The organism is Arthrobacter sp. UYCu723 (assembly GCF_054059215.1).
The window spans coordinates 2,125,508-2,150,761 of the sequence record NZ_JBSSBW010000001.1 but is presented as its reverse complement, the minus strand read 5'-3'; the positions used below and the strand labels follow the sequence as shown (position 1 = coordinate 2,150,761).

Sequence of the window (25,254 nt, the reverse complement as noted above, 5' to 3'; positions counted from 1 at the left end):
AAAGGCCGCCGCTCGTCTAAGGACTCATTTCTTTCCCCGCGAATCCGGCCGTTCGCTCTCCGCTCGGTTTGCTCCTGTCTTGGTTTGCTCTTGTCAGGACCGTCGCCGGGCTGCCGAAGGCTGACCCGGGACTTTGGACCCCTGGCGTGCCTTAGATTCCGCCGCGGCGGAGGAGGTTGCCGGTGGGGGTGTGGTCGTTGATCAGGGTGCCGCGGAGGTAGGTTTTGCGGACCACGCCGGAGAGGGCCTTGCCGTCGTAGGGGGTGATGGGGTTTTTGTGCTTGAGTTTGGTGACGTCAACGACGTAGGCCTGGTCGGGGGCGAAGACGGAGAAATCGGCGTCGTAGCCGAGCGCGAGCTGGCCCTTGTTGGTCAGGCGGGCCAGTTCTGCAGGTTTGGCGGCCATCCAGGACAGGACCTGTTCCAGGGTGATGCCGCGGTGCCGGGCCTCGGTCCAGATCAGGGACAGGCCCAGCTGGAGCGAGGACACCCCGCCCCAGGCGACGGCGAAGTCGCCGTTTTCCAGGTCCTTCAGATCCAGGGTGGACGGGGAGTGGTCCGAGACGATGCAGTCGATGGTGCCCTCCTGCAGGCCCTTCCAGAGCAGTTCCCGGTTGGAGGCCTCGCGGATCGGCGGGCAGCACTTGTAGGCGGTGGCGCCGTTGGGGATTTCCTCGGCCATCAGGGTGAGGTAGTGCGGGCAGGTCTCCACGGTGAGGTGGACGCCGTCGCGCTTGGCCGTGGCGATCATGGGCAGGGCGTCCGAGGAGGAGAGGTGCAGGATGTGGGCGCGGGCGCCGGTCCAGCGGGCCCGTTCGATGACCTCGGCGATGGCCTTGTTCTCGGCCCCGCGCGGGCGGGAGGCCAGGAACTTCCCGTACTGGTCGCCCTCGGCGGACGGTGCGTGGTCGATCGCGTGGGAGTCCTCGGCGTGGACGATCATAAGCGAATCGAAGGACTTCAGCGCGGCCATGTCCTCCTCCATCTCGTCCGCCTCCAGGTGCGGGAACTCGTCCACGCCGGAGTGCAGCAGGAAGCACTTGAACCCGAACACGCCCTCGTCGTGCAGGGGGCGCAGGTCCGCCTGGTTTCCCGGGATGGCGCCGCCCCAGAAGCCGACGTCCACGAACGCCTGGTCCGCGGCGACTTCCCGCTTGAGTTTGAGGTTTGCCACCGTGGTGGTGGGCGGGACGCTGTTCAGCGGCATGTCGATGATGGTGGTCACCCCGCCGGCCGCGGCGGCCCGGGTCGCGGAGGCGAACCCCTCCCACTCGGTCCGGCCGGGCTCGTTGACATGGACATGGGTGTCCACCAGCCCGGGGATCAGGGTCTCGTCATCGGCCAGCTCAATGGTCTCGGCCCCGGCCAGGCCGTTGCCCAGCGGCTCGATCGCCACGATCTTCCCGCCCCGGACCCCGACCTCCCGCGCCGCGATCCCGGCAGTCGTCAGGATGTGCCGGCCCCGGATGACCAGGTCATAGTCTGGTTTGGACGATTCACTCATTGATTTTTCCTCTGCACTTCTGGTCGTTGGGTTGTCTGGGTCCAAGGGAAGATCCCCTGCGGGAGATTTTTCTACCGGCCACCGGTTCGGGCTTCAGCGCCGCCGGTCGTCGGAGCGGAAGAAAAGGGCCATCCGGTGACTACCTTGGGGCGGGGCGGGGCGAAGGTGCGGATTTTCGATGTGCTCAGCCCCAGGCGGACGAGCGACTCGGCGATCGTCACGGCGGCTGCGACGCCGTCGACGACGGGGACGCCCAGACGTGTGCGGATTTGCTCGTCGAGTCCGGACATACCGCCGCACCCCAGGACGATGACCTCTGCCTTATCGTGCTCGACGGCGCGTTGGGCCTGGTCCAGGATTGCCTCGACGGCACGCCCGGGGAACTCCTCAAGTTCCAGGACACCGAGGCCACTGGCCCGGACCGACGCGCAGCGGGCATCCAGTCCGGCGAGTTTGAGCCGGTCCTCAATGAGCGGAACCGTGCGGTCCAAGGTGGTGACTACCGAATACTTGTGACCGAGGAACATGGCGGTGCTCGCTGCCGCTTCGGTGATGTCGATGACCGGCACGTCAAGGAGTTCCTGGAGTCCTTCCCTGCCATGCTCGCCGTAGCCGGCCTGAATGACGGCATCGAACGGTTCAGGATAGGCGAGGACAACGTCCATGACGGCAATGGCCGCCAGATAGCTTTCGAAGTTACCCTCACACGAATCCGCACCGAATCGCGGCGTGAGACCTATGATCTCTGTCCCGGCTGCGGCTGCCGCGCGGGCCTGTGCAGCGATTGATTCTGTCATGGAAACAGTGGTGTTGACGTTGGCGACGAGGATGCGCATGATGCCTTTCGGGTTCTGTGGTGCTGTGGTGCGGGGGTGACGGCCGGTCCGCCGTGCCGCGGCGGACCGGCCAGGATGATACGAGGGTCAGTGCAGGCTGGGGACGGCGATGGGCTCCCCGGAGACGTCGTGGAATTCCCGGTTGCGGTCCGCGACGATGAAATACGCGAGGGCTCCGATTCCGGCGCCGATGAACCAGGAGAAGGCCGCGACCGGCTGCAGTGCCGGGATGAACGCAATGAGGAGTGAAATGAGCGCGGCCGGGATAAACGCCGCCACCGCCCTCATATTGACGCCCTTGCTGTAGAAGTAGGACCCCTGGCTGACTTCGGTGTAAAGCTCCGGGACGTTGATCCGGGTGCGCCGGATGAGCCAGTAATCGGCCATGATGACACCGAACAGCGGGCCGAGCAGTGCGCCCAGGCCCCCGAGGAAGTAGACGATGACCGCCGGGTTGTTGTAAAGGTTCCAGGGCAGGATCACCAGCCCGATGATCGCGCTGAGCAGGCTGGCGCGGCGGAAGTCGAGCCGTTTGGGCATGAGGTTGGTCAGTGCGTAGATCGGCGCGACGAAGTTCGCCATCAGGTTCACCGCGATGGTCAGAACCAGGAGAGCCAGCGCTGCCGCCACCAGGAGGAAGGTGTTCGGGATCGACTGGACGATATCCGACGGGCTGCCGATCACGACGCCGTTGATTTTGAACTGGGCCCCGGTGATAACGACGACGATCAGGCCAAAGAAGAGCATGTTGACCGGGATTCCCCAGAAATTGCCCTTGATGATGGATTTGCGGGTCGTCGAGGAGCGGGTGAAGTCGCAGAAGTTCAGGACAAACGTGGCGTAGATGGAGACCCAGAGCGCGCCACCGGCGAAGATCTCCCGCCACATCTCGCCCCCGGTCAGGGCATCCTTAGTCGAGAGCGCAATGGAACCTCCGGCCTGCAGGAACATCCACGCGGCCAGCGCGGCCATCGTGACGAGGATGATCGGCCCGGCGAAAGCCTCGTACTTGCGGATCATGTCCATCCCGTACCGGACGATGATGACCTGCACGATCCACAGGGACAGGAACGATACCCAGCCAAGGGTCGAAAGTCCGAGAATGGAATCCTTGTCGAGATCCGCGAGGCCGGGCGACAGGGCAATTAGCAAGACGCGGAGCACCAGGGATGCCAGATAGGTCTGGATTCCGAACCAGGCTATCGCGACGCCGCCACGGATGAGGGCCGGGATCTGCGCGCCATGAATTCCGAACGCGATGCGGCTCATGACGGGGAACGGGACGCCAGTCTTATGGCCCATGAATCCCGACAGTGTCAGCAAAAGGAACAGGAGGACCGCGCCGACTCCCAAGGCGAGCAGGATCTGCCACGCACCGAGGCCGAGTGCGAACATGCCGATGGCGAACCCGTAGTTACCCAAGCTGTGCACATCGTTGGCCCAGAGCGTGAAGATGCTGTAGGCCGTCCATCGGCGTCCCTTCATCAGGGTGGGCGCGAGGTCCTGATTATAAAGCCGCGTACTCGTTGGTGAGAGGACCAGGTCCTCTGCGGTGGGGGGCTCATCGAAGCTAGGCTGGGGACGTTCGTGATGCCCGTCAATGGTTGGCGCTATGGCCGGCGATGCTGACATGGAGTGACCTCTCGGGGGAACCATAAGTAAGGGGCCTGCGGAAGCGCAGGCGGGTCGAGGATGCGGCTGCTGACCGTTTCCTCCGTCCCTGGCGGCCAGGGAACGCACGCCGCGGGCCGGAGCAGCCCGACGGCGTGATGGGACGACGCAACGATGGTGACGGCGGTGTTCTCGTCAGATCAGGTCCTCGGGTGTGGCGATCTGCCCCGAGGAACAACTGGTTTCGCCGCGGGGACCGGTGGTGGCGAACCCGCACGGCGGCTCGGGACCCTTCAGAGTGGGTCGAACATTTCCGAGAACGAGAAGGGTTTGCAGCAAGATCCTGACCAATCATTTGTCTCGGGCCACTCTTCTTTGAGGGACACAACAAATGTAAGCCGGATCACAGCATTCCACAAGGGGGGAATCTATTTCCACAATGTGGAATTGTCTATACCTACGTGGGCGTAGCGGATGGCAGCGACCCCCGGATGTGGCGTCAGAGCACTGGGCATCCGGCGGTCGTGTTCGCCGTGACAGGCCGGCAGCTGGGCATGCCGCGCCGGGAGCTGATCGACGCCGGCTCGGTCTCGGTGCAGTTCACCAGCGACGAGAAGCTGGAACCGGTTGCCGGGCGACTGGCCGGTGCGGGCTTTGAGCCTTCCGTCATCATTGACGAAACATTCGGCCGCTACGTCACCGTTTCGGACCCTGACGGCTACCTCCTGCAGGTCAACGAGGCACACGAAAAACTGCGGGGCATCCCCTACGAGACGCGTGAGTCCGCGGCGCTGAAGCAGTAGCCTCGAATTGGCAGAACAGGCGCCGTGCCCCGGCTATCAGTCCCTCGGCCGGAGATGCTCGGCCAGACGGTCGAACGACTCCCGCCAGCCGACGCCGTTGCTGTCACGGTTGTCCGGGGTGTCGAACGGGCCTTGCCTGAAGGTCATCCGGGTGCCGCCGTCGATCTCCTCCAGTTCGAACGTCACCTCGGTTTCGAAGCCGCGGGTGCCGTCCTGTTTGTCCCAGGCATGGGTGAACACAAAGAGGTTCGGCGGCTCGATGTCGGTGTGGACGCCGCTCCACCAATACTCCTGCCCCGTGCTGTCCTGGATCATGCAGGCCCGGTAGAGGCCGCCGATTTCCAGATCCGCGTCGATGCTCTCGCGCGGGGTGTGGAAGCCGCGGGGCCCCCACCAGGCAGGAGCCTGGTCCGGATCCGTCAAGGCCGACCACACCCTGCCGAGCGGAACCTGGAATTCGCGGGTGACGACCAGCATCAGGTCGTCCGACAGTGCCGCCGACCCAGGTCCTTCATGGTCAGGGACTGCCGCTTCAGCGGTGACATGTTCAGACATTGCGGTCTTCCTCCTTCTCGGCCTAGCGATAGGCCTTGCTGTAAGCCGCCACGAACGGCCGGTCGCTCGGGACTATCTGCTTGCCCAGCGGCATGAGGGACACCGGGATGAGCTTGAGGTTGGCGATGGCCAGCGGGATCCCGATGATGGTGATGGCCATGGCGAAGGCCGTGACCACATGCCCGATCGCGATCCAGATGCCCGCCACGAGCAGCCAGATCACGTTGCCGAGCAGCGAGAATACGCCGGTGCCGCCAGGCCGGTCCACCACGGTGCGGCCGAAGGGCCAGAGCGCGTAGGAGGCGATCCGGAAAGAGGCGAGCCCCCAGGGAATGGTGACGACTAGCAGGCAGCATACGATCCCGGCCACGAAATAGCCGATCGCCAGCCAGAGCCCGCCGAAGAGCAGCCAGATGATGTTGAGCAATGTCTTCATGGCTCCATTCTCTCCCGCCCGGCGCAGATCAGGCCTAGGGGTTGGCCCTGAAAAATCCCTGACGTGGCTCGCCGGGACACCGGCCCGGGCCCGCGCGCTTTGAGATCACCGGGATCCGCACAATACTTGAACAATGCCTGCACTCCTGAAGCTTGCCCTGATCGTCGCCGTCGTCCTGCTGGGCGTGGGCCTGGCTGTGAAAGCCGTGCAGTTCCTGCTTTACGTGGGTCTGCTGATCCTGGTGGCCGCCGGCATTGCGTTCTTCCTGCGCCGCATGCGCAGCACACGTTGACGCTGCGGGCCCGGCCTGTCGGATGACCACGGTCGGGGGCGCTTTCGGCCCGATTCTGGAAGTCATGACGTGGGTGGGGTTCGTCCTGGGCCTGCCGTTGCTCGCCTGGGGCTGGATCGCCATACGGAGACACTGCCAGTGGACCCAAACCACAGCCCAGGTGTTCAGCGCCGGAGGCTTCAAGGGGTACCACTGGACGGACCACCAGAACGCCGATCACCGCTCCCTGCTTCCCGACGCCGAATCGCCCGGGCTGGCGGACGGGGCCGACGTCGTGCTTTATTACGATGTATGTCACCCCTCGCGGTGGGGGCTGGCACCGCCCAAACCGGACAACCCGGCATGGACCCTCGGATGGGTCCTCACCGGGGTCGGTGCCATTTCCACTGCCCTGGGTTTTGTGTTGCTCTTCCTCTGAGACCAGCTAGGGCTGCTTCACCATGGCGGCCTCGACAGTGATCTTGACCTTGTCGCTGACCAGCAGTCCGCCCGCTTCGAGGGCGGCATTCCAGGTCAACCCGAATGCCTTGCGGCTGATTTCCGCCTCGGCGCTGAACCCTGCCCGGGTAGCACCGAACGGATCCACCGCGACGCCGGTGAACTCGACCTCCAGGTCCACCGGTTTGGTGACATCGCGGATCGAGAGGTCGCCGGTCAGGACGTAGTCCTCGCCGTCGCCCCTGATGGCGGTGGCCCGGAACGTCATCTCCGGGTACTTTTCGACGTCGAAGAAGTCGGGTCCGCGGACGTGGGCGTCACGGTTGGCGTCGCCGGAGTCGAAGCTGGCGGTTTTGATGCTGGCGTGCAGGCTGGCATCCGCCAGGGAGTCCCTGACCCGGGCCTCCGCTGAGGACTCGTTGAAGCGGCCGCGGACCTTGCTGATGCCGGCATGGCGGACGCTGAATCCGACCTCGCTGTGGGACATGTCCAGCGTCCAGACGCCGGGGGTCAAACCTTCGGGCAGAGTCACAACGGTCTCCTTCGAGAGGGTGGCGGGCCGGACCCGCCGGGTCATCGGGGTACTCCCCCAAGGAGAATGCTAACGAGGTAGCCGTCCCCCGGCTAGGGAGCGACCCGACGGCGTGACGCCAGGAGCCCCGGTCCCTTCGGGGGGCCAGGCGCAATGGCATCTGGTCTTCGATCCCGCGCAGCGTTAGTCTGGCCTGTAAAATTACCTAGCTTTCATAGAAGCCTGATCCACCCAATCATGTGAGGGGCATCGTGGCCGGATCGCTGCGCAAACGCGCTGACTTCAAACTTGCGGCTGGGCTTCTGGCCTTGGGCCTGCTTTTGGCCGCGTGCCAGTCCGGACCGCCGGAGCCTCCACGGCCGTCCCCCTCGGGCTCACCGGAGCCCTCACCCCCGGTTTCGTCGGAGCCGTCCCGGTCCCAGCAGTCCCCGCAGTCCCCGGCTGGCACCGTGCATTTCACAGCCCAGGGGGATATGGGTGTGGGCTCGGGAGCCAAGAAGGTGCTCGACGTCGTCGCGGGCCTCAAGCCTCAGCTGAATCTTGCCCTCGGGGACTTCTCATATAAGGCCGGAATCGAAAAGCAATTCTGCGATATGGTCACGGGCAAACTGGGCACCGAATTTCCTTACCAGCTCGTGACCGGAAACCATGAGAGCGACGGCCACGAAGGAGACATCGAAAATTTCGTCCGCTGCCTCCCCAATAAACTGCCCGGGATGCAGGGCGAATACGGGACGCAGTGGTACGCGGACGTCCCGGAGAATGATCCCGTTGTCCGTTTCGTGATGGTCTCCCCCGGCATCGATTTCCGGGATGGGCCGCTCGACTACTCGAGGGGCAGCGAGCGGTGGCGCTGGACCACCGACGCCCTCGACGGGGCAAAGTCGCAAGGCATCCCTTGGACAGTTGTCGGCATGCACGTCCCCTGCTTCAGCGTGGGCAAATATGACTGCCAGGCCGGCGAGGAATTAACCAATATGCTGATCGAGAAGAAAGTCGACCTGGTGCTGAGCGGCCACGACCACGTCTATCAGCGGACACATCAGCTGGGTCCGGGCTCCAACTGCCCGGGCCTCAAGGCGGCTGCCTTCTCCAATGGCTGCCTGACCGACTCGGACAGCAGCATGGTGCAGGGCGCGGGGACCGTGTTCGCCACCATCGGGGTCGGCGGGGTAGGGCTCTACGACGTCAACAGCAAGGATGTGGAAGCCGGCTATTTTGCGACGTGGTCGGGCAGGAACCGGAACCCCTCCTTGGGCACACTTGACGTCGCGGCGACAACCGGAGACTTGACCGCCAGGTTCGTTCCCGCCGAGGGCTACAGCCTCACGGACTCTTTCAGGATCCAGCGAAAATAGTGCGGTGCGTGTTCGACGCCGGAAGCCCTGAGGACGCCGCCGCCGACTCAAACCGTCACAGGTGGATGCCCGTGCGGGCCTTGTGGGCCTCTAGGCCGGTACCCACATGCTGATCCAGTCCAGATAGACGTGACCCTGGGTTTCGGGAGCAGGACAGATGGGCAGGCAGGACTCGGTCTGCAGGATAAAGTGCATTGGCGTCGAGGGTGCGGCAATGGTACTCGCACCGAGGGATCGCCCGTCGAGAAAAAACTCAACCCGTCCCGGGCTCCACTCCATGGTGGCGACATGCCACGAGCTGACGGACTGGTCCGAGTCAAACTTTTCGAAGGCGTCGGCACCGGACCTTTCAAAATGCGCTGCACCGTAAATAATCTGGGCGAGATCCCCCTCAGGAAAGTCGATCTCACCATCCCTCGGCCAGATGCCGCTGTCCGGCCAAAGGAGCCACGCCGTCTTGAATCCGGGCATCGGATCAGCCCTGTAGCGCACGGAGTACCGCCCGTACAGGAGGCTGTTGGCACGTGGCGGGTTAGCGCTGGAGTTTGGAATTTTTGGCGTGGGCGCCGCCCCCATGGAGATCCCGTTTTCCGAGCGCAGGAACCAGTCCAAGGCGCCGTTTTGAACGCTGAGCACCTTCGACGGGTAGTAGCCGGATTTGCCGCCATTGGCTTGTCCTGCCGTGTCCGGCGTCCCGTCCTTGTAGCCCGCGCTCCACCGCTCCTGGTAGAGGGGGCCCGGGAAGGCGCCCAGCGGGACGTCGCCGGCGGAGAAATCCTCCACGAAAACATTTTTCCACCCGGGCAGATCGCCGCTCTGTGCCAGATCAGTTGTCCGGATCGGGGTAGGGGTCGGGGTAGGGGTGGATCTGAGGGCTGAACCGGGCTCGGCGCTGAAGGGCCGCTCGACCCTGGGGGCCGGCTCGGCCCCGCAACCCAGTAGAACAAGGACGACAGCGGGAACGAGCATTATCCGGGAGTTGCGGAGGCGCCGGGTACTGCTCCGGGCAGCGCCCCCTTGAACGGGTGTCCGCATGCGGTCAGTCTTGCATGTACGGAGCCGGGCAATCAACTGATTTTGTCAAGTATCCGGTGTCCTGCCCCGGTCCACGAGGGTCAAGAGTTCGAGAAGTAGAAACTTCAACTAAACCCAAGGTTTCCGAAAGGTGCCGGGACCAGTATTTATCAGGGGGAAATTTACTTAATTGCCTACAACCCACCGGCGAAATAGCTGGGCTCTCGGGTCCATGCGCAGGGGGAAGCAGTGGTTTGGGGCAGCAGACAACGTCATTGAGTGGTGAGGCTGATGTCCATCCCAAATCTCAAACCCAAGTTGCGCCCCCAAACGACGCCGCCCCAGTCTGGCCCATCAGTAAGCGTGGTGATTCCCACCCTCAATGAGGCCATGAATCTTCCCTGGGTGCTTCGCCGGATGCCCACGTATGTCGACGAAGTTGTGATCGTCGACGGCCGTTCCCTGGACAGTACCGTAGACGTCGCCCGGGCGCTCCGTCTGGACGTCGTCGTTGTTGCCGAGCCCCGCGCCGGCAAAGGTAACGCGGTGCGGGCCGGATTCGCCGCGGCGTCGGGCGACATCATCGTCATGCTGGACGGCGACGGCAGCATGGATCCACAGGAAATCGGCTGGCTCGTGACACCCCTCCAGCATGAATACGATTTCGTCAAGGGCTCGCGCTACGTCACGGGCGGCGGCTCGGATGACCTGACCATACTGCGGAGCTCGGGCAACCGCATGCTGACGTGGCTGGCCAACGCCGTCCTGCACAGCGACTATTCGGATCTCTGCTACGGATACATAGCACTTCGCCGGGAATGCGTTGAGATCCTGGAGCTGCAGTCCGACGGCTTTGAAATCGAGACGGAGCTGATCGTGCGGGCTTCCAGGGCCGGCCTTCGGATCGCCGAGGTCCCCAGCCACGAGCTGTGCCGGATATCCGGGAAGTCAAACCTCCATACCTTCCGGGACGGGTGGCGCGTGCTGCGAACCCTTGCCCGTGAACGTATCAGTTGGGAAGCGCCCACCGCCGGAGCCCGGCCCGAGGCCCTGCGACGGGTGAAATACAAGTATCCGAGTGTCATGTTCCCGCACATCCCCACGGACCCCCAGAGCGTTCTGGGATTGCGGCCAGGGGCCTGAGATGTCCCAGATCGCAGGGTTTCCGACGATTTCTGTAGTTATCTGCTCCTACGCGGAGGAGCGTTGGGATCTGTTAATGGGTGCTCTGGACTCGGTCCGGGCCCAGACTCATCCCCCGCAGCAGACGATCGTGGTTGTTGACTACAACATGGATCTTTACAAGCGGCTCATCTTCACGGTGTCGGACGTTGTGATCGTCGAAAACAGCGGACCCAAGGGCCTCTCCGGCGCGCGCAACACCGGAGCGGGGGTCGCGAACGCCAGAGTAGTGGCCTTCCTCGACGACGACGCCGAAGCCGCCCCGGATTGGCTCGAACGCATGGCTGCAATGTACGACGATCCGGACGTTCTGGCGGTGGGTGGCCGTGTTGAGCCGCTGTGGATGGCCGGCCGCCCAGGGTACTTCGCTGAAGAACTGGACTGGATCGTTGGCTGCACCTACCGGGGCATGCCCAAGGTCGCTGCTGAGGTCCGCAACGTCATCGGGGCGAACATGTCATTCCGGGCCGATGTCCTCGACCGCGTCGGCGGGTTCAACACGTCACTGGGCCGCCAGGACGCCGTTCCCCTCGGATGTGAAGAGACCGAACTCTGCATACGGGCGGTCATGGGCGCCCCTGGCTCCCGGGTCGTCTACGAACCCGCGGCCCTCGTGCATCACCATGTTCCCGCGGAGCGTGGCAGCTGGCGGTACATGCTAGCGCGCTCCTGGTCCGAAGGCATCTCCAAGGCACAAGTGAGCCGGATTGTCGGCCACAAGCGCGCCCTTGGCCCTGAACGGCGTTATGTCCGGCAGGTCTTGCCGCGCGCCGTTTTTGCCGGAATCCGTGACTGGAGCCGGGGCAAGGACGCCGCAGGCCTGAGCCGGGCGGGCGCAATCATCGCAGTGCTCGCATCCACGGCCTCCGGGTACATTCGCGGACGCCGCCTGCCACCGGGCTCCTTGCCTCCGGAAACAAGCGTGGTGTCACAGGACGAGCTGTGGAGAGAAGTCCAGTGATTCAGGTGCACGCACCCCGAAACATCGCCGTCCCGAAGATTGCCGTTGCGGCAGTCCTGACGTCAGGAAGATCCCGACATGAGCCAGTCTGAGAGAGACGTCATCCAGCACTCCGGCGCCGCCAGCGGGGCCGGCTTCGACATCCATGGCGTGGTGGGCATTGAAGTGGCGCCCGGAACGCCTGGTGAGTCGCAGTTGCGGGACATGCTTGCCCCGTTCCTGGGGAAATCCGTCGCGTCCCGGCGGATATCCATCAGCGAGCAAATTTCGCCGGTCTCCGGTCAGTCGCATGCCGAAGACGCCTATCGCTTCACTGAGGACTCGCTCTACCTGCCCGGCGACCGCGTCCAGATCATCGAAACGCCGGAAGGCTACCGGATCGAGGGCAGCGGTGAGTTGCTGACCGCGGTCATCCCTTTGCTGGACCGGCTATGCGTCCAGGAAGAGACCGCGATGATCCATGCCGCGGTGGTCGATTTCCGCGGTTCGGGCGTTCTGCTGCCGGCATGGGGCGGAGTCGGGAAAACAAGCACGGTGGCAAAACTGGTTGCCATGCCGGATGTCCGTTTCATGGCGGATGACTGGGCCTTCCTGGGCGCTGGCGGCATGCTCATGGGGTACGCGAAGCCCATGTTCATCAAGCCACACCACCGGGCCATCTACCCCGAACTGTTCCACGGAACACGCAAGCCCTTGGCGCCGGGCTGGCTCACCACCCCCGTGGCCCATCTGGCCACCGCCGTCCACCCCGTGATTGTGCGCTACCCCAAGACTGCCGCTTTCACAAGACGCTGGTCTCCCGAACACCGGATGGTGCACCCGGAACAGGTCTTCGGCCCGGAGCGGATCTCATCAGCGGCACCGGCCCAGCTTGCCATCTTCCTCGAGCGTTTCGACGGGGTGGAAGCACGGCTTGAAGCCCGCAGCGCCGACTGGATGACGTCCCGCATTGTCGGGAACTTCCATTCCGAGCTCCCGATGGTTTCCCGCCGGCTCGTCGAGGCTTTGGGGGCGTCCGGGCTGGTCCCCCTGGAGGAACATTTCGGCGAGAAGGCCGCCGTGGTGCGGCGGGCCCTGGAAGACGTGCCGTGCTCGCTGCTTCGTCTCCCTGTCTCGTGGTCCGCGGACCAGGCCTCAGATTTCGTCGCGAACGTGGTGCGTTCAAAGCTCGACGGTTGAGGTGAGGGACGTGGTCGATCTTGATGTGTCGGTGATCGTTCCGGCGCGAAACGCCGCCGCTTGGCTGGGCGAGTGCCTGGAGTCCATCACCGGTCAGGGTCCGCGCGAAGTGATCGTGGTCGATGGCTGTTCAACCGACGACACGGTCGAGATCGCGCGCTCCTTCGGTGCTCAGGTCATTTCCGATGAGGGCCGGGGCCTGCCTGCAGCACGAATGCTGGGTGTCCAGAGCGCCCGCTGCGACGTCGTCACCTTGATAGACGCCGACGTCGTCCTCCCGCCGGGCAGCCTGGAGCGGCTGCTGGGCGAATTCGAAACGGGCGGCTTCGACGGTCTGCAGTTCGGGCTGGCCAGCGAGGCCGACGGGCCCGGCTACTGGGGATCAGCCCTGGCCTGGCACCACAACCACAGCCGGGTGCGGTCATGGTTCGGCGTCTGCGCCACGCTCATACGCCGGGACCTATTGCTTTCGGTCGGATTCGATGACTCCTTCCGCTCCGGCGAGGATGTTGAGTTGCGGATCCGTCTGGAAAAGGCCGGTTATCGGCTTGGAGTGTCCCCCACGACAGTGGTACGGCACCGGTTTGCCGACACCTTTGACGGGGCGCGGGACCAATGGGAGCAGGACGGCGCCGGAATGGCGCGTACAATCCGCAAACATCCAGGCCGCGCGGGCTGGATGGTTGTGCTCCCCCTGCTGGCGACCGTCCGAGGGGTGGGAATCTCCCTTGTTCGCGCACCCCGATACTTGCCCTATTGGCCGGGCTTCTTCCTCTATAACTACCGGTCCATGATCGGTGAGATCCTGCGCCCGGCAGGCCAGCCGCTCTCCGTTGGCGGAAACGCGGCTTGGCTGGCCGCTGCCAGGGTGGCCCCCATGCTCACGGGTTTCCTCTTCTGGGCACTGGTGGCTCTCGTACTTCCCCCCGCCCAAACTGGTTTGGGGTCGGTGGTGATATCGGCGGCACTCCTGACGGTGCAATTGGGTATGTTCGGCGTTGGACCGGCCACATTGACCCTCCTGCCCGCGCAATCGGACGGCGGCCGCCGCCTCATCGCCACGAGCCTGCTTACCGTTGCGACCTTCTCGCTTGCGGTGGCCGCAGGACTTGCAGCAATAACACACTCCTTCGGTTCGGGGGTCGGCGAGGCCTGGAACGACCCACTGGTCACAGCCATATTCCTCGCCACGGCTGTCTTCGCCGCAGTCGCCTATCAGCTGGACCACATCGGCGTCGCCCAGGAGCGCGCCGACCGCGCACTCACCCGCAGCATCGTGCAGAGCATCGTCCAGCTCGCCGTGGTGGCACTCGCCTTCGTGCTCGGAATCCACGAACTGTCGGTAGTGGTCGGCGCAGTTGCAACCGGTGCCCTGGCCAGTGTGGTGGTGGGACTGCGCCAACTCCGCCGCGCCAGGGTCTCTCCCGACTGGCGGCACGGACTGCGGCCCCGGCACGCACTGAAACTCTTGAAACCCGGGCTGCCAAACCACGCCCTGATGCTTGCCGACCGGGCACCCGGCTACCTGTTGCCCCTGATCGTCGCAGCAACGCTCGGCCCAGCGGCGACAGCGGCCTGGTACATCGTCTGGATGATGGCCTCGGCAGTGTTCTTCGTGCCGCAGTCCGCGGGTTTTTCCCTCCAGACGGCGCTGGCCGGAACGCGTTCCAGGCCCGGCCTTGTTGTGTCCGCCATCCGGGCCAGCCTCCTGCTCACACTGGTGGCCGGCGGACTGCTTATCTTTGTCGGGCCCCTCCTGCTCCGTTTTCTTGGGCCGGATTATGCCTCGGCCTGGGTGCTGATTCCCATTCTCGTCCCGGCGCTCCTCCTGAGCTGCGTCACCCAGGTCTACTACGGGTTGTGCCGGGCCCAGGGGCGTCTTTTTGAATCCACATCGGTCGCCGCAGTGGCCGCGGCCCTGGTGCTGGGGCCGGCTCCCGCCGTCGCCCAATTACACGGCCTCACCGGCGTCTCCCTGCTCTGGTCCGTCGCGCAATCTGTGGTGGCCCTGATTGCTAGCTGGCGCCTGATAGCACTGACCCATACCAAGGCCTCTTCCGCGGCCGTCCAGATTCCTTCGTCGGCGCGCCAAGAGCCGACCGGAATGGAGACACCATGACTCACGAAACTGCAGCAGCAACTGTCCCCCTGACTACCCGGGACGCTCCAATGGACGATATCCGGCGCGCGGGTGCGAAACCGCCCGCCGGCACCGGCCCCGGATTGACTCCCATCTGGCACATCGGCGCGCTCATCGTCCTCGGCGCTCTATCCCTGATTCTCGGAATCTGGAGCCTGAGCACGGTCGATCCCCGGCAGATCGGCGGTTCCGGCCTCATTGGAGCACTGCCCCCCGCTTATTTCGTGGCTCTCGCCCTCAGCCTGGTCGGATTCGTCGCCGCCCTGAACCTTCCCCGGTTCAACGCGGTCCTCCAGACCTGGCAGATCTTGGTCACGGTGCTGATCCTGCATGGCGCCGACCCGATCATCCATGGCCTTCCGCGGCTCGAGGCAAGTTACCGGCATCTCGGGATTGCCGACACGATTGCCCAATCCGGACAGCTGGACCCGACGTTGGACGCCTACTTCAATTGGCCGGGCTTCTTCGACCTGCTGGGAATGCTCTCGGGCGCGACCGGGGTGAAGGACCTGATGGGCGTGGCCACGTGGGCACCCATCGGAGTCAACATAATCCTGCTCGCTCCACTGCTGGCACTGGCGACAAGGCTGACTGCCCATCGCCGCCAGGCCTGGGCCGCAGTGTGGCTCTTCTATTTGACCAGCTGGGTCGGCCAGGACTACCTGGCGCCGCAGGCTTACGCCTTCGTGCTGCTGATCACCCTCATCGCCTGCATCCTCAGTAGCTTCACCGGGTGGGCATGGCGGACGGACCGGAACCGCTTCACCATCGCTTTGGCGCGGATCGTCGGCAGGCTGGACGCAGCCAGTCCCCGGCAGGGCCTCGCGGTTCCATCCCGAGGAAATGCGGCCATCCTCGTCGTGGTCTGTTCGGTGATCCTCTTCGCCATGACCGCTTCACACCAACTGACTCCCTTCGCGGCAATCCCGATCCTGGCCGCCTTAATGCTGACCGGCCGCCTGCGACTCCGCTTTCTTCCTGTTCTAGCGTTGATGCTGCCGTTGGGATGGCTGGTCTTTGCGGCATCAGCGTATTTGCAGGGACACTATGAGGAGCTGTTTAGCTCGTTTGGCGACATCGGCGCAAACACGTTCGGCACGCTGAGCTCAAGAGTCTCAGGCAGCAGCTCCCACATGTTTGTGGTCTACACCCGCCTGGCCGAGGTGGCGCTGCTGTGGATACTGGCTGCGGTGGGCGCCGTGGTGGGCCGGCGGCGGAGGGCGCCCTGGCTCACGGCCGCGGTATGTGCGCTGGCGGTGCTGGTCCTCGTCCCGGTCCAGCCCTATGGAGGCGAGCTGCTACTTCGGCTCTACCTCTTCAGCCTGCCGTTCACGGTGTGCCTGGCGGTGCTTCCGCTGATGTCGGACAAGCCCAATGGCCCGGGTCTGCGTCGCGGCATCGCCCTCTTGCTGCTGGGGGCTGTTCTCGCCACGACCACCATCGTGACCAGATACGGCAACGAAATCATGGAGAGCTTCACTACCGACGAAATCGCCCTTGTTAACCGCCTCTACGAGACCGCACCCGCCGGGTCCGTGCTCATCGAGGCCGTGCGCAATACACCGTGGAAGTTCCAGCACTACTCCGGATACGACTACCGGGCGCTGGCTCCAGCCGAACCGAGGCCTGGCGCAAACGCGCTGACGTGTGAAGCCGCCAATCAAATAGCCGCCCGTTCCGGGGCCTACTTGATCGTCACGGTGAGTCAGCTTCACGCCGCGGAACTGCGCGGCTCAACGCCCTTGGGGGACCTGCAGAACTTGGTCGCCACGTGCGGCACCAGCCCCGGCTGGACGAGGGTTGCCGAGAACGACGACGGCCTGATCTTCCATATCGAAGGAGCAAGAAATGGCAATTGAACGACGTTACGTAAGCTTTGCGACGGCCGCCGTCGCGATAGCCGCCGTGCCGCTGTCATTTTTCGGCCCCGAGGGCCTCCGCCTGGCCGTCATCGGGCTGCTGATGCTCGCCGGCCCGGGAACGGCTCTGGTCCTGCTGCTACGGTTCGGTCCGCCGCCCTCCGCGCAGAGCAGTGGAGCGCTACCTCTCGCCATCGCCATCGCCATTGCCTTCAGCCTCGCGATGTCCACACTCGTATCGACGGCGATGGTCTACGCACGTCTCTGGTCACCTCCGGCAGGCGTGTGTCTCCTGTCCCTCGTCACACTTGGCTTGCTGGCACTCGAGGTCAACCGTTCCCGCGTCTCCCCGGCAGGTGCAAAATGATGGTTTTCCTGACCGGGCTAGCTGCCATCACCTCGCTGGTGACCTGCGATGTATTGCGGGTATTAAACCCCGACAAACCACTCCCGCGGGCCGCGGCCTATGCGACGGCGGCCCTTCTTTCCGTAGCAGGTGTCTCGGTAGTAGCGCAGCTGATGCGCCTCCTGTAAGCGGCACCAGTCTGCCCATGCCGCTGGGCCAGTTCGCACCCGTCGAACTACTGACAGTAATCAACAACTGATACTGAGAGTAAATCAATGAGAACACTAAAAGCACTCAGCACTGCGGGAACGTTAGGGCTGCTCGTAGCCGGTTCCCTTGTTTTCGGTTCCGCCCAAGCCGCTACCGCCGCAACCTGCAGTCCCGCGCCGAAAATCTCCTATCCCGGAAGCGTCGTATTAGCGACGAGCTTTGAGACCGGCGGCTTTTGCGGCCTTGTCCCGAAGGTGTCCGGAACCGGCACGGCGACTCTTTCGAGTACGTCGCCGCACACCGGGACCAAGACAGCCAAACTCCATGTGACCACCGATTCCGGTTCCCTCGCGAATTTTTCCACGCCTTCCTTCCCCTCGGGCACCAAGACTGCCTACGCAGACGGCTGGTTCAATATCACCGCCGCCGGAGTCTCCGGCAACGATGTACCGTACTTCCGGTTCTTCTCAGGCACCACCCGGATCGCCGATATCTACCGGTACAACAGCAACGGGCAGCTGTGGCTGCGGGTCACCGCGCCCAGCGGGTCGTTCGTCTACACGAAGCTGATCTCCGGAAGCATCTCCTTGAAGGCCTGGCATCACGTCACCATGCGTGTCACGACAAACGGCTCTAAGTCAACGGTCCAGGTGTGGTTTGACGGAGTGCAGAAATACTCCAGCAGTGCAGTCAGTATGGCCGGCACCAGCCTGAGCAAGGTTCAGCTGGGGGCCGAGCACTACCGGCAGAAGGGCGATGAGTACATCGATGACGTCGTCATCACGCGCTCGCCCTGACCGTAGGAGCCTGCCTGTCTGAGAGGTATGCCGATCCTGCACAACCATGAAGGGCGGTGGCCGGGGAAATTCCCCGGCTACCGCCCTTCGTCCGCGGTCGAACAGCCCTAGGCTGACTTGGCCGATTTCACGAACACACTGATCTTGGCCAGGTCTTTGACACCGCGGGTTGATTCGACGCCGGAGGACACGTCAACGCCCCACGCCCCGGCCTGTGCCGCCGCGTCGGCAACATTGGCGGGATCCAGCCCCCCGGCGAGCAGCCAGTTCCGGCCTTCCAGCCCCTTGGCCCGGACGGACGAGTAATCCCATGCCTCGCCGGAACCCGGCACCGCGGCGTCGATGAGCAGCAGTTCCTCACCCCAACTGGCAAACGCCTCCGCGTCTGCGTCCATGGACACTGCCCGGATGACTTTCAGGCCGGCGTCGTGCACGGACTGCACGTCCGCCGGGGTGCGGTCGCCATGCAACTGGACCCACTCCAGCCCCGCTTGGCGGGCCAGGGCGACGGTGTCCGCCGCTGTCTCGTGCCGGAAGACGCCGACCGCGGCAACCCCGCCGGGAACATGCGCCAGAAGTTCCCGGGCTTGCGCCGGGGTCACTTCGCGGGGGCTGCGCGTCAGGACGAAACCGACGGCGTCAGCCCCGGCCGCGACCGCGGTCCGGACCGACTCAGCGGTACTGAGTCCACACACTTTGACAAACATTTGGCTCCTTCTGCAACGCTCCTGACTCTGACGTTAGCAAGATGCGGCAGCCAGCGGCAGCGTTACGTGTTCCCGTCGCCTGCCGTGCGTGCTGCTGCTCCACCGGGTCAGCGGATAGGCTGGGGCAATGGAGATCATCCGCTACGCCGAGCTGAAAGCCCAACCCTGGCGCAACGGCGGCGGGGCGACCCGCGAACTGGCCCGGCGCCCGAGGCCTGCCGCAGAGGCCGCCACTGTTGATGCCGGAAGGCCGGACAGCGCATGGGACTGGCGGGTCAGCATCGCTGAGGTCTCCAAAGCCGGTGCCTTTTCCGCCTTCCCCGGCATGGACCGGGTACTCACCGTGATCGAAGGGGAACTCCTGCTCCTGAGCGTCGACGGTGCCGAGCATCCGCTAGAGAAGTACCGCCCTTTCCGGTTTTCAGGGGACGCAGACTCCGCCGGCGCACTGCCCACCGGCGACATCCGCGACCTGAATGTCATCACCCGCAACGGCAGCTTCAAGGGCTACACCTCCATCATCGAGCTCTCCAAGAAGCGGGCGCATCCCGTGTTCGAGGGCCAGTTCGGCATCCTGCTAGAGGGCCAGGCAACGGTAAGCCCCGGCACTGCGGGCTCCGAACCCGGCGTGGCGCCCGGCAGAGGGACAGCCGCCGTCACGGCGCCGGCTGCCGCCGTCGAGTCCCAGGCGCTGAACCGCTACGACGCCGTCGTCGGCTCTGACGCGGCGACGCCGGAAATCCTGGGCCGCGGCTTCCTCGCCGTCGTCTCGATCGACCGGGTGGCTGGGTAGCTCCAGCGGGCTGGCTTTCCGACGTCTTCACGCGGGCGGCGCCCACGCCCACCGAGTCCGCCGACAGCCGCTGCGCGAGCCAGCTGGGGACGATCGAGACGACGATCAGGCCCACGGCCACGCCGTTGACCACCGGCGCCTGGTTGGGCCGGAACAGGTTTTGCAGGATCCAGATCGGCTGTGTGGTGTCGCCGGCCCCGATCGTGAAGGTGGTCACGATCATTTCATCGAAGCTCAGCGCAAACGCGAGCAGCCGCCGGCGAGCAGGGCGGACCGGAGCTGGCGGAACGTCACCAGCCTGAACGTGGTGAACACGCCGACGCCCAGACCGGCGGATGCCTCCTCCAGTCCCCGCGCATCCGGCGGAGCCGGGCGATGACGTTGTTGAACACGGTGGCCATGCCGAAGGTGGCCTGCGCGATCACCACGGTCCACAGGGTTAGCGGGACTCCGAGGATGGTAGTTCGCCGCCCCGCGCGGGGGTTGCTACTCTGGGTCCCAGGCCCCCTTCTCCGGGTCTCCGGACGACGGTTCAGTACCCGGCACGCGACAAGACTGGCCACGGGAGCCGTCATGTCATGGATCATCCTCATATTCTCCGGGGCGCTCGAAGCCGTCTGGGCCGCCGCCCTGCACCGCACCTCGCAGGCCACGGGCCGCCGCCGGCTGCTTCCGGCCCTGATCTTCCTCGTCTCCGTCCTCGCCAGCACCGGCGGGTTGGCCATCGCCATGCAGTCGATTCCGACCGGCACGGCCTATGCGGTGTGGGTGGGGGTCGGCGTCGTCCTGACCTCCGGCTACGCGATGATCACCAAAATTGAACGCGCGACTGCCGTGCGGATCCTGCTGCTCGGCGGGATCGCCGCGTGTGTGGCCGGCCTGAAGCTGGTGGCGTGATCATGGCAACCAAACCGGCGCCGGGATCAGCAACCCGCTGGCTCTTCCTGCTCGCCTCTGCCGTGCTGGAGGCGGTCTGGGCCACGGCCCTGGGCCTTTCCGACGGGTTCAGCCGGCCGCTGCCCACCGTGGTCTTCGCCGTGACGGCCACGCTGAGCATGGTCGGGCTGGGCCTTGCTGTGAAGCGCATTCCGCTCGGGACGGCTTATGCCGTCTGGGTGGGGATCGGCGCGGCCCTGACGGTCGGCTGGGCAATGGCGAGCGGCGTCGAGCCCGCCAGCCCGCTGAAACTGCTCTTCATGGCAGGGATCGTGGGCTGCGCTGCGGCACTGAAACTGCTGCCGGCCGGGGCTCCGGCCAGAGACCCGGCCGCACCGCGGCCGCCGTCCCCCGCAGAAACTCCCCACGTCTGAGCCAGTACGACGGCGTGTCCCCCGCGACGCGCCGTCGTACTGGCCACGCCACATTCAAAGGTGGGGAGAATCTTCCGGCCGGTCCGGCAACCGGGGGCGGAATACTCCTGCGCCGGGCGGGGTTCTTGGCTGGGACGGCATTTCCCGCAGCACGGCCTTTCACGGCAGCACCGACAGCGAATGGAGACCCACGATGGCAGCAGCATCAGTCCAGCTCGGCGACGGACTAAGAGTCAGCCCGCTCGGATTCGGCGGCATGGCCCTGACCCCGGTGTACGGCGAGATGGACCCGGCCGAGGCCCTGCGGACCCTGTATCACGCGGTGGATACCGGCGTCAGCTTCATCGACACGGCGGACATCTACGGCGGCGGCAGCAACGAGGAGCTGATTGCCCGGCTGCTCAAGGAACGCCGCGGCGAAGTCCAGCTGGCCACCAAGTTCGGCCTCGTCGGCACACCGCCGGCGGGCTACACGGACATCCGGGGCGACGCCGCCTACGTGCGGCAGGCCGTGGACCGCAGCCTGCAACGGCTGGGCACCGACTCGATCGACCTGTACTACATGCACCGCCGTGACCTCCGCGTTCCGATAGTGGAAACCGTGGAGGCCATGGCGGGGCTGGTGCAGGCCGGCAAGGTGCGGCATCTCGGCCTGTCAGAGGTGACGGCCGAGGAGCTCCGTGTTGCCAGCAGCATCCACCCGATCGCCGCGGTCCAGAGCGAATGGTCCATCTGGAGCCGCGACGTGGCACGCAACGTTGTTCCCGCCGCGGCCGAACTCGGGGTGGGCTTTGTGCCCTATTCACCGCTGGGCCGGGGATTCCTCACCGGCACCGTGGACGCCTCAACGCTGGGCGCCAACGACTTCCGCCGCAACATCCCGCGCTTCGCCGAGGACGCTGCCGACGCCAACCAGGCCGTGGTGGCAGCCGTGCGGACTGTCGCCGCAGAGCTCACCGTCGCCGGGCGCAGTGCAACACCGGCCCAGGTGGCGCTGGCCTGGCTCCTAGCGCAGGGACGGAAGCTGGGCCTGCCCGTGGTCCCCATCCCCGGCACGCGCAAGGCGGACCGGATCGACGAGAACCTGGGCGCCCTGGCGCTCGACTTCTCCGCAGCGCAACTCGAGATGCTCGACGCCGCCGCGGACGCCGTCGTCGGCTCCCGCTCCGCGGACCCCAGCTGGGTGTCCGAGGGACGTGAATAGCGCCTCCGTAGACTGTTGCCCATGGACTCGCTCATTCGCTCTTTACGTGACATCACCATCCGCCGGATTTCGGTCGGCGAGATGGACAACAACGTGTATCTGCTCACCAGCAAGGCATCCGGCGCGCAGCTCCTGATCGATGCGGCCGATGATCTGGCCGCCATCCAGGAGCTGCTCGCGGACGCCGCCGCAGATACTTCAGCGACGCCGAAGCTGGCGCTGATTGCCACCACGCACCAGCACTGGGACCACGTCCGTGCGCTGCCGGGCCTGGTGGAAGCCACCGGTGTGAAAACGGCGGCCGGGACGGATGATGCCCCGGAGCTGCCGGTGCCGGTGGATGTCCTGCTGGAGCACGGGGACGTCGGCAACTTCGACGGCTTCGACGTGACGGCAGTGCACCTGCGCGGCCACACTCCGGGCTCGATCGCCCTCGTGTACCAGGCCCCGGAAGGCCCGGCGCACATTTTCTCCGGCGACTCGCTGTTCCCGGGAGGCGTGGGCAACACCCAGAACGATCCTGAGCGTTTCGCCCAGCTCATTACCGATGTGAGCGAGCGGCTTTTCGATGTGTACCGGGATGACACCATAGTGCATCCGGGCCACGGCAAGCCGACCACCCTGGGGGCGGAACGCCCGCATCTGTCTGAGTGGCGCGCCCGCGGCTGGTAGGCCTACGGTTGCCCTGCGCCTAGCTGCTGGCGCTGCGCTTTCGGACGGACGCTACGGGAATCCCCGTAGCGTCCGTCCGTTTCTGTAGCGAAAACCCGTGTGGCGGAAAACCGAAACCGTTAGCGGCTGCGGCGTTCGTTCGACGCCGGTGCGGACGCGCGGCGGGGGCCGCCGCTGCGTGCCGGACGGCCTTCACCAGAGCGGCCGTTGCCGCCGCCTGCGTAGGAGCCGCCGGAGGTGCCGCCGGTGTTGGATGACCAGACAGCCGCGCTTGCTCCGGTTTTGCTTCCTCCGGTTTTGCTTCCGGCGGATTGGGCGCCGGCAGCTGCACGCTGGCCCGTCGCCGGACGTCCGCCGCGCTGGCCGCCAGTCGAAGCACCCGTGCGGGGTGCGCCGCTGCGCGGTGCGCCGCTGCGGGGTGCCGAAGCGCCCCGGGCGTCGCTGCGTCCTTCTGAGGCGCGTCCGTCCGAACCGCGGCCTGCCGCGGCGCGGCCGCCCGCTGCCGGTACATCGTTGCGGTGAGTGCCATAGGAAGTTGACCGGCCGCGGGCGTTGCGGCGCTCGGCGCGCTCGGCATCCATGCGGTCCTCGTTCTTCTCGATGACACGCTCTGCAGCGTTGCGCGCAGCCGCCTGGCCTTCGTAGGCCACGGCACGGCGCTCGGCACGGGGAAGATCGGTGCGGGGAGCCTCGGTTCCGACGCGTCCGCGTCCGCCACGTCCACCACGGCCACCCGCGGTGGGTGCCGCCTGGGTGGTGCGGCGGGCGCGCTTGCGCTCGGCGTTGGCACCGGTGGAGCTGCCGCCGCCCTGATTGGACTTGGCGGCCAGCAGCGCGGCGCGGGTGCGCGGATCGATCTTGTCGGCAATTTCGCCAACCAGTTCGGCGACCAGCGGGGAGTTGGCGGTGACGCGCTCGAAGTTGACCTCGACGCCGGCAGCCTTCATCAGCTTCTTGACGTCGGACTGCTGCTCCGGCAGGGTCAGCGTGACCACGGTGCCATCGGAACCGGCGCGGGCCGTTCGGCCCGAGCGGTGCAGGTAAGCCTTGTGCTCCGTGGGCGGATCCACGTGGATGACCAGTTCGACGTCGTCGACGTGGACGCCGCGGGCTGCGACGTCGGTGGCCACCAGGACGCGGACGTCGCCGGAGGAGAACTCGGCCAGGTTGCGGTCACGGGCGTTCTGCGAGAGGTTGCCGTGCAGATCGACGGCGGGGATGCCGGCGTCGGTCAGGGTCTTGGCCAGCTTGCGGGCGTGGTGCTTGGTGCGCATGAACAGCATCCGGCGGCCGGCACCCGAGGCGAGCTCGACGATCAGCTGCTTCTTGACGGTCTGGTCGTTGACAACCAGCACATGGTGTTCCATGGTGGTCACCGCGGCCTGCGGATCGTCCACGGAGTGGGTCAGCGGGTTGGACAGGTAGCGCTGGACAATCTTGTCCACGCCGTTGTCCAGGGTGGCGGAGAACAGCAGGCGCTGGCCCTGGCTGGGGGTCATGTCCATGAGCTTCTTGACCACCGGCAGGAAGCCGAGGTCCGCCATGTGGTCGGCCTCGTCCAGCACGGTGATCTCGACGGCCTCGAGGGTCAGGATGCGCTGGCGGATCAGGTCCTCCAGGCGGCCCGGGCAGGCGATGACGATGTCGACGCCGGCGCGCAGGGCCTTTTCCTGGCGGGCCTGGGAGATGCCGCCGTAGATCACGGTGGTGGTCAGGCCCATGGCCTTGGCCATCGGCTCGATGGTCGCGTTGATCTGGGTGGCCAGTTCACGGGTGGGGGCAAGGACCAGGCCCATCGGGCGGCCGGGCTTGCGGAAGTGCTTGGCTTCCCGCTCGGCGAGTCGTGCCACAAGCGGGATGGCGAAGGCGATGGTCTTGCCGGAGCCGGTGCGGCCGCGGCCCAGGACGTCGCGTCCGGCCAGGGTGTCCGGGAGAGTCTTGACCTGGATGGGGAACGGTTCCAGGATTCCCTGTGCAGTCAGGGTGTCGGCGAGTGCCTTGGGCGTGCCGAGGGCAGCAAAAGTAGTCATATAGTCAAAGGTCTTTCAGGCGGTATCCATGCGGATATCGGCCCCCGGTGCCGGTTGGCCCAGGGGTTCGCCGAAGAAAAGTCAGGTGATCAACCGGGCTGCCACCAACCTTGCGGCAGCGGCGGCCGGGACCAAATAGAACGCGTTCATCGACGCAGGATGTGCCTCTCACATGAAAAAAACCCACTCCTTGCGATCGGATTCCGGGAGGAATCCAGCAGGGGAACCGGTTGATGAACCGGAACTGATCAATCAAGACCATAGGTGGGCATCACTGCACATCAAGTTCCACCACTCTATCATCCGGGCAGGGTTGGGCCCGCTTCCGCGGCCGGGCCCCCTCAACCAGACCGGCCCGGTCCCCTGATACGACGTGGGCGCGGCACCATCCGGCGCACGGATCTGGCCGCGAACGGCCCCGAAACGGCTCCGAAACGGCTCCGCCTGCAGCCTGCACCCGGAACACCTCGGCAGCGATTCCGCAC

The 25,254-nt window shown here is 65.5% G+C and carries 25 protein-coding genes and 1 riboswitch; of the genes, 16 read left to right on the top strand and 9 right to left on the bottom strand.

The window, feature by feature from the left end:
• Positions 1-151 precede the first annotated feature (151 nt).
• From allB to ACVWZ8_RS10095, 3 genes are all read right to left on the bottom strand, one after another.
• On the bottom strand, positions 152-1,504 hold the full coding sequence (gene allB / locus ACVWZ8_RS10105) for an allantoinase AllB (protein ID WP_456504553.1): 1,353 nt from the start codon (positions 1,502-1,504) through the stop codon (positions 152-154).
• A gap of 71 nt (positions 1,505-1,575) precedes the next feature.
• Positions 1,576-2,340: an aspartate/glutamate racemase family protein gene (locus ACVWZ8_RS10100; protein WP_456504552.1), complete on the bottom strand. Its 765-nt coding sequence runs from the start codon at positions 2,338-2,340 to the stop codon at positions 1,576-1,578.
• An 87-nt stretch (positions 2,341-2,427) separates the two neighbouring features.
• Positions 2,428-3,972 (bottom strand): NCS1 family nucleobase:cation symporter-1, encoded by a 1,545-nt coding sequence (locus tag ACVWZ8_RS10095; RefSeq protein WP_456504551.1) that lies wholly within the window; start codon positions 3,970-3,972, stop codon positions 2,428-2,430.
• A 503-nt stretch (positions 3,973-4,475) separates the two neighbouring features.
• Here ACVWZ8_RS10095 and ACVWZ8_RS10090 point away from each other — a divergent pair.
• Complete coding sequence (locus tag ACVWZ8_RS10090; RefSeq protein WP_456504550.1) at positions 4,476-4,754, top strand: hypothetical protein; 279 nt, start codon at positions 4,476-4,478, stop codon at positions 4,752-4,754.
• 36 nt (positions 4,755-4,790) lie between these two features.
• Here ACVWZ8_RS10090 and ACVWZ8_RS10085 read toward each other — a convergent pair whose 3' ends face one another.
• Positions 4,791-5,309 (bottom strand): SRPBCC family protein, encoded by a 519-nt coding sequence (locus tag ACVWZ8_RS10085; protein WP_456504549.1) that lies wholly within the window; start codon positions 5,307-5,309, stop codon positions 4,791-4,793.
• Between the two features lie 22 nt (positions 5,310-5,331).
• Positions 5,332-5,745, bottom strand: coding sequence for a YccF domain-containing protein (locus ACVWZ8_RS10080; RefSeq protein ID WP_354241405.1), 414 nt, complete (start codon positions 5,743-5,745; stop codon positions 5,332-5,334).
• Between the two features lie 133 nt (positions 5,746-5,878).
• On the opposite strand from ACVWZ8_RS10080, the gene ACVWZ8_RS10075 reads away from it, so the two are divergent.
• Both ACVWZ8_RS10075 and ACVWZ8_RS10070 read left to right on the top strand, forming a co-directional pair.
• Positions 5,879-6,037 (top strand): hypothetical protein, encoded by a 159-nt coding sequence (locus tag ACVWZ8_RS10075; RefSeq protein ID WP_426979480.1) that lies wholly within the window; start codon positions 5,879-5,881, stop codon positions 6,035-6,037.
• Positions 6,038-6,059: 22 nt separating this feature from the next.
• Positions 6,060-6,455: a hypothetical protein gene (locus ACVWZ8_RS10070; protein ID WP_426979481.1), complete on the top strand. Its 396-nt coding sequence runs from the start codon at positions 6,060-6,062 to the stop codon at positions 6,453-6,455.
• A 6-nt stretch (positions 6,456-6,461) separates the two neighbouring features.
• Here ACVWZ8_RS10070 and ACVWZ8_RS10065 read toward each other — a convergent pair whose 3' ends face one another.
• Positions 6,462-7,007: a YceI family protein gene (locus ACVWZ8_RS10065; protein ID WP_426979482.1), complete on the bottom strand. Its 546-nt coding sequence runs from the start codon at positions 7,005-7,007 to the stop codon at positions 6,462-6,464.
• A 449-nt stretch (positions 7,008-7,456) separates the two neighbouring features.
• On the opposite strand from ACVWZ8_RS10065, the gene ACVWZ8_RS10060 reads away from it, so the two are divergent.
• Positions 7,457-8,365: a metallophosphoesterase gene (locus ACVWZ8_RS10060; RefSeq protein WP_456504548.1), complete on the top strand. Its 909-nt coding sequence runs from the start codon at positions 7,457-7,459 to the stop codon at positions 8,363-8,365.
• A 90-nt stretch (positions 8,366-8,455) separates the two neighbouring features.
• Here the strand turns inward: ACVWZ8_RS10060 and ACVWZ8_RS10055 are convergent, their stop codons facing one another.
• Entirely contained in the window at positions 8,456-9,148 is a 693-nt protein-coding gene (locus ACVWZ8_RS10055; protein ID WP_426979484.1) for a glycoside hydrolase family 16 protein, read from the bottom strand.
• A gap of 594 nt (positions 9,149-9,742) precedes the next feature.
• Here ACVWZ8_RS10055 and ACVWZ8_RS10050 point away from each other — a divergent pair.
• From ACVWZ8_RS10050 to ACVWZ8_RS10020, 7 genes are all read left to right on the top strand, one after another.
• Positions 9,743-10,522 carry a glycosyltransferase family 2 protein gene (locus ACVWZ8_RS10050; RefSeq protein WP_354245773.1) on the top strand — a complete coding sequence of 260 codons (780 nt, stop codon included), beginning with the start codon at positions 9,743-9,745 and terminating at the stop codon, positions 10,520-10,522.
• A 1-nt stretch (position 10,523) separates the two neighbouring features.
• Positions 10,524-11,522: a glycosyltransferase family 2 protein gene (locus tag ACVWZ8_RS10045; RefSeq protein ID WP_456504547.1), complete on the top strand. Its 999-nt coding sequence runs from the start codon at positions 10,524-10,526 to the stop codon at positions 11,520-11,522.
• A 78-nt stretch (positions 11,523-11,600) separates the two neighbouring features.
• A complete protein-coding gene (locus ACVWZ8_RS10040; RefSeq protein ID WP_426979486.1) occupies positions 11,601-12,701 on the top strand; it encodes a hypothetical protein in 1,101 nt (366 codons plus the stop codon).
• Between the two features lie 10 nt (positions 12,702-12,711).
• Complete coding sequence (locus ACVWZ8_RS10035) at positions 12,712-14,820, top strand: glycosyltransferase (protein ID WP_456504546.1); 2,109 nt, start codon at positions 12,712-12,714, stop codon at positions 14,818-14,820.
• Positions 14,817-16,700: a hypothetical protein gene (locus ACVWZ8_RS10030; RefSeq protein WP_456504545.1), complete on the top strand. Its 1,884-nt coding sequence runs from the start codon at positions 14,817-14,819 to the stop codon at positions 16,698-16,700. Before ACVWZ8_RS10035 ends, ACVWZ8_RS10030 begins: the two co-directional genes overlap by 4 nt.
• The gene (locus ACVWZ8_RS10025; protein ID WP_426979489.1) at positions 16,690-17,067 is read left to right on the top strand and encodes a hypothetical protein; all 378 of its coding nucleotides are present in this window, start codon (positions 16,690-16,692) and stop codon (positions 17,065-17,067) included. Before ACVWZ8_RS10030 ends, ACVWZ8_RS10025 begins: the two co-directional genes overlap by 11 nt.
• 254 nt (positions 17,068-17,321) lie before the next feature.
• Positions 17,322-18,053, top strand: coding sequence for a hypothetical protein (locus ACVWZ8_RS10020; RefSeq protein WP_456504544.1), 732 nt, complete (start codon positions 17,322-17,324; stop codon positions 18,051-18,053).
• Between the two features lie 107 nt (positions 18,054-18,160).
• Here ACVWZ8_RS10020 and ACVWZ8_RS10015 read toward each other — a convergent pair whose 3' ends face one another.
• Positions 18,161-18,760: a phosphoribosylanthranilate isomerase gene (locus ACVWZ8_RS10015; RefSeq protein ID WP_426979491.1), complete on the bottom strand. Its 600-nt coding sequence runs from the start codon at positions 18,758-18,760 to the stop codon at positions 18,161-18,163.
• 127 nt (positions 18,761-18,887) lie between these two features.
• On the opposite strand from ACVWZ8_RS10015, the gene ACVWZ8_RS10010 reads away from it, so the two are divergent.
• The 5 genes from ACVWZ8_RS10010 to ACVWZ8_RS09990 all read left to right on the top strand — a co-directional run bounded on the left by ACVWZ8_RS10010 (position 18,888) and on the right by ACVWZ8_RS09990 (position 22,739).
• Positions 18,888-19,553 (top strand): HutD/Ves family protein, encoded by a 666-nt coding sequence (locus ACVWZ8_RS10010; protein ID WP_456504543.1) that lies wholly within the window; start codon positions 18,888-18,890, stop codon positions 19,551-19,553.
• A 496-nt stretch (positions 19,554-20,049) separates the two neighbouring features.
• Positions 20,050-20,117: riboswitch (guanidine-III (ykkC-III) riboswitch) on the top strand.
• A gap of 9 nt (positions 20,118-20,126) precedes the next feature.
• Positions 20,127-20,450, top strand: a complete 324-nt coding sequence (locus ACVWZ8_RS10005; RefSeq protein WP_456504542.1) for a DMT family transporter — start codon at positions 20,127-20,129, stop codon at positions 20,448-20,450.
• Between the two features lie 2 nt (positions 20,451-20,452).
• The gene (locus ACVWZ8_RS10000; protein ID WP_426979494.1) at positions 20,453-20,863 is read left to right on the top strand and encodes a DMT family transporter; all 411 of its coding nucleotides are present in this window, start codon (positions 20,453-20,455) and stop codon (positions 20,861-20,863) included.
• A gap of 193 nt (positions 20,864-21,056) precedes the next feature.
• Positions 21,057-22,067, top strand: a complete 1,011-nt coding sequence (locus tag ACVWZ8_RS09995) for an aldo/keto reductase (RefSeq protein WP_456504541.1) — start codon at positions 21,057-21,059, stop codon at positions 22,065-22,067.
• 21 nt (positions 22,068-22,088) lie between these two features.
• Positions 22,089-22,739 carry an MBL fold metallo-hydrolase gene (locus ACVWZ8_RS09990; protein ID WP_456504540.1) on the top strand — a complete coding sequence of 217 codons (651 nt, stop codon included), beginning with the start codon at positions 22,089-22,091 and terminating at the stop codon, positions 22,737-22,739.
• 119 nt (positions 22,740-22,858) lie between these two features.
• Here the strand turns inward: ACVWZ8_RS09990 and ACVWZ8_RS09985 are convergent, their stop codons facing one another.
• The gene (locus ACVWZ8_RS09985; protein ID WP_456504539.1) at positions 22,859-24,769 is read right to left on the bottom strand and encodes a DEAD/DEAH box helicase; all 1,911 of its coding nucleotides are present in this window, start codon (positions 24,767-24,769) and stop codon (positions 22,859-22,861) included.
• Positions 24,770-25,254 lie beyond the last annotated feature (485 nt).

What these genes read in the sequence shown, in the direction of transcription:
- ACVWZ8_RS09990 (WP_456504540.1), top strand. Translation starts at nt 22,089, where the DNA reads ATGGACTCGCTCATTCGCTCTTTACGTGACATCACCATCCGCCGGATT.
- ACVWZ8_RS10085 (WP_456504549.1), bottom strand. Translation starts at nt 5,309, where the DNA reads ATGTCTGAACATGTCACCGCTGAAGCGGCAGTCCCTGACCATGAAGGA.
- ACVWZ8_RS10080 (WP_354241405.1), bottom strand. Translation starts at nt 5,745, where the DNA reads ATGAAGACATTGCTCAACATCATCTGGCTGCTCTTCGGCGGGCTCTGG.
- allB (WP_456504553.1), bottom strand. Translation starts at nt 1,504, where the DNA reads ATGAGTGAATCGTCCAAACCAGACTATGACCTGGTCATCCGGGGCCGG.
- ACVWZ8_RS10070 (WP_426979481.1), top strand. Translation starts at nt 6,060, where the DNA reads ATGACCACGGTCGGGGGCGCTTTCGGCCCGATTCTGGAAGTCATGACG.
- ACVWZ8_RS10030 (WP_456504545.1), top strand. Translation starts at nt 14,817, where the DNA reads ATGACTCACGAAACTGCAGCAGCAACTGTCCCCCTGACTACCCGGGAC.
- ACVWZ8_RS10010 (WP_456504543.1), top strand. Translation starts at nt 18,888, where the DNA reads ATGGAGATCATCCGCTACGCCGAGCTGAAAGCCCAACCCTGGCGCAAC.
- ACVWZ8_RS10100 (WP_456504552.1), bottom strand. Translation starts at nt 2,340, where the DNA reads ATGCGCATCCTCGTCGCCAACGTCAACACCACTGTTTCCATGACAGAA.
- ACVWZ8_RS10020 (WP_456504544.1), top strand. Translation starts at nt 17,322, where the DNA reads ATGAGAACACTAAAAGCACTCAGCACTGCGGGAACGTTAGGGCTGCTC.
- ACVWZ8_RS10040 (WP_426979486.1), top strand. Translation starts at nt 11,601, where the DNA reads ATGAGCCAGTCTGAGAGAGACGTCATCCAGCACTCCGGCGCCGCCAGC.
- ACVWZ8_RS10045 (WP_456504547.1), top strand. Translation starts at nt 10,524, where the DNA reads ATGTCCCAGATCGCAGGGTTTCCGACGATTTCTGTAGTTATCTGCTCC.
- ACVWZ8_RS10015 (WP_426979491.1), bottom strand. Translation starts at nt 18,760, where the DNA reads ATGTTTGTCAAAGTGTGTGGACTCAGTACCGCTGAGTCGGTCCGGACC.
- ACVWZ8_RS10095 (WP_456504551.1), bottom strand. Translation starts at nt 3,972, where the DNA reads ATGTCAGCATCGCCGGCCATAGCGCCAACCATTGACGGGCATCACGAA.
- ACVWZ8_RS10025 (WP_426979489.1), top strand. Translation starts at nt 16,690, where the DNA reads ATGGCAATTGAACGACGTTACGTAAGCTTTGCGACGGCCGCCGTCGCG.
- ACVWZ8_RS10005 (WP_456504542.1), top strand. Translation starts at nt 20,127, where the DNA reads ATGTCATGGATCATCCTCATATTCTCCGGGGCGCTCGAAGCCGTCTGG.
- ACVWZ8_RS10075 (WP_426979480.1), top strand. Translation starts at nt 5,879, where the DNA reads ATGCCTGCACTCCTGAAGCTTGCCCTGATCGTCGCCGTCGTCCTGCTG.
- ACVWZ8_RS09985 (WP_456504539.1), bottom strand. Translation starts at nt 24,769, where the DNA reads ATGACTACTTTTGCTGCCCTCGGCACGCCCAAGGCACTCGCCGACACC.
- ACVWZ8_RS10000 (WP_426979494.1), top strand. Translation starts at nt 20,453, where the DNA reads ATGGCAACCAAACCGGCGCCGGGATCAGCAACCCGCTGGCTCTTCCTG.
- ACVWZ8_RS09995 (WP_456504541.1), top strand. Translation starts at nt 21,057, where the DNA reads ATGGCAGCAGCATCAGTCCAGCTCGGCGACGGACTAAGAGTCAGCCCG.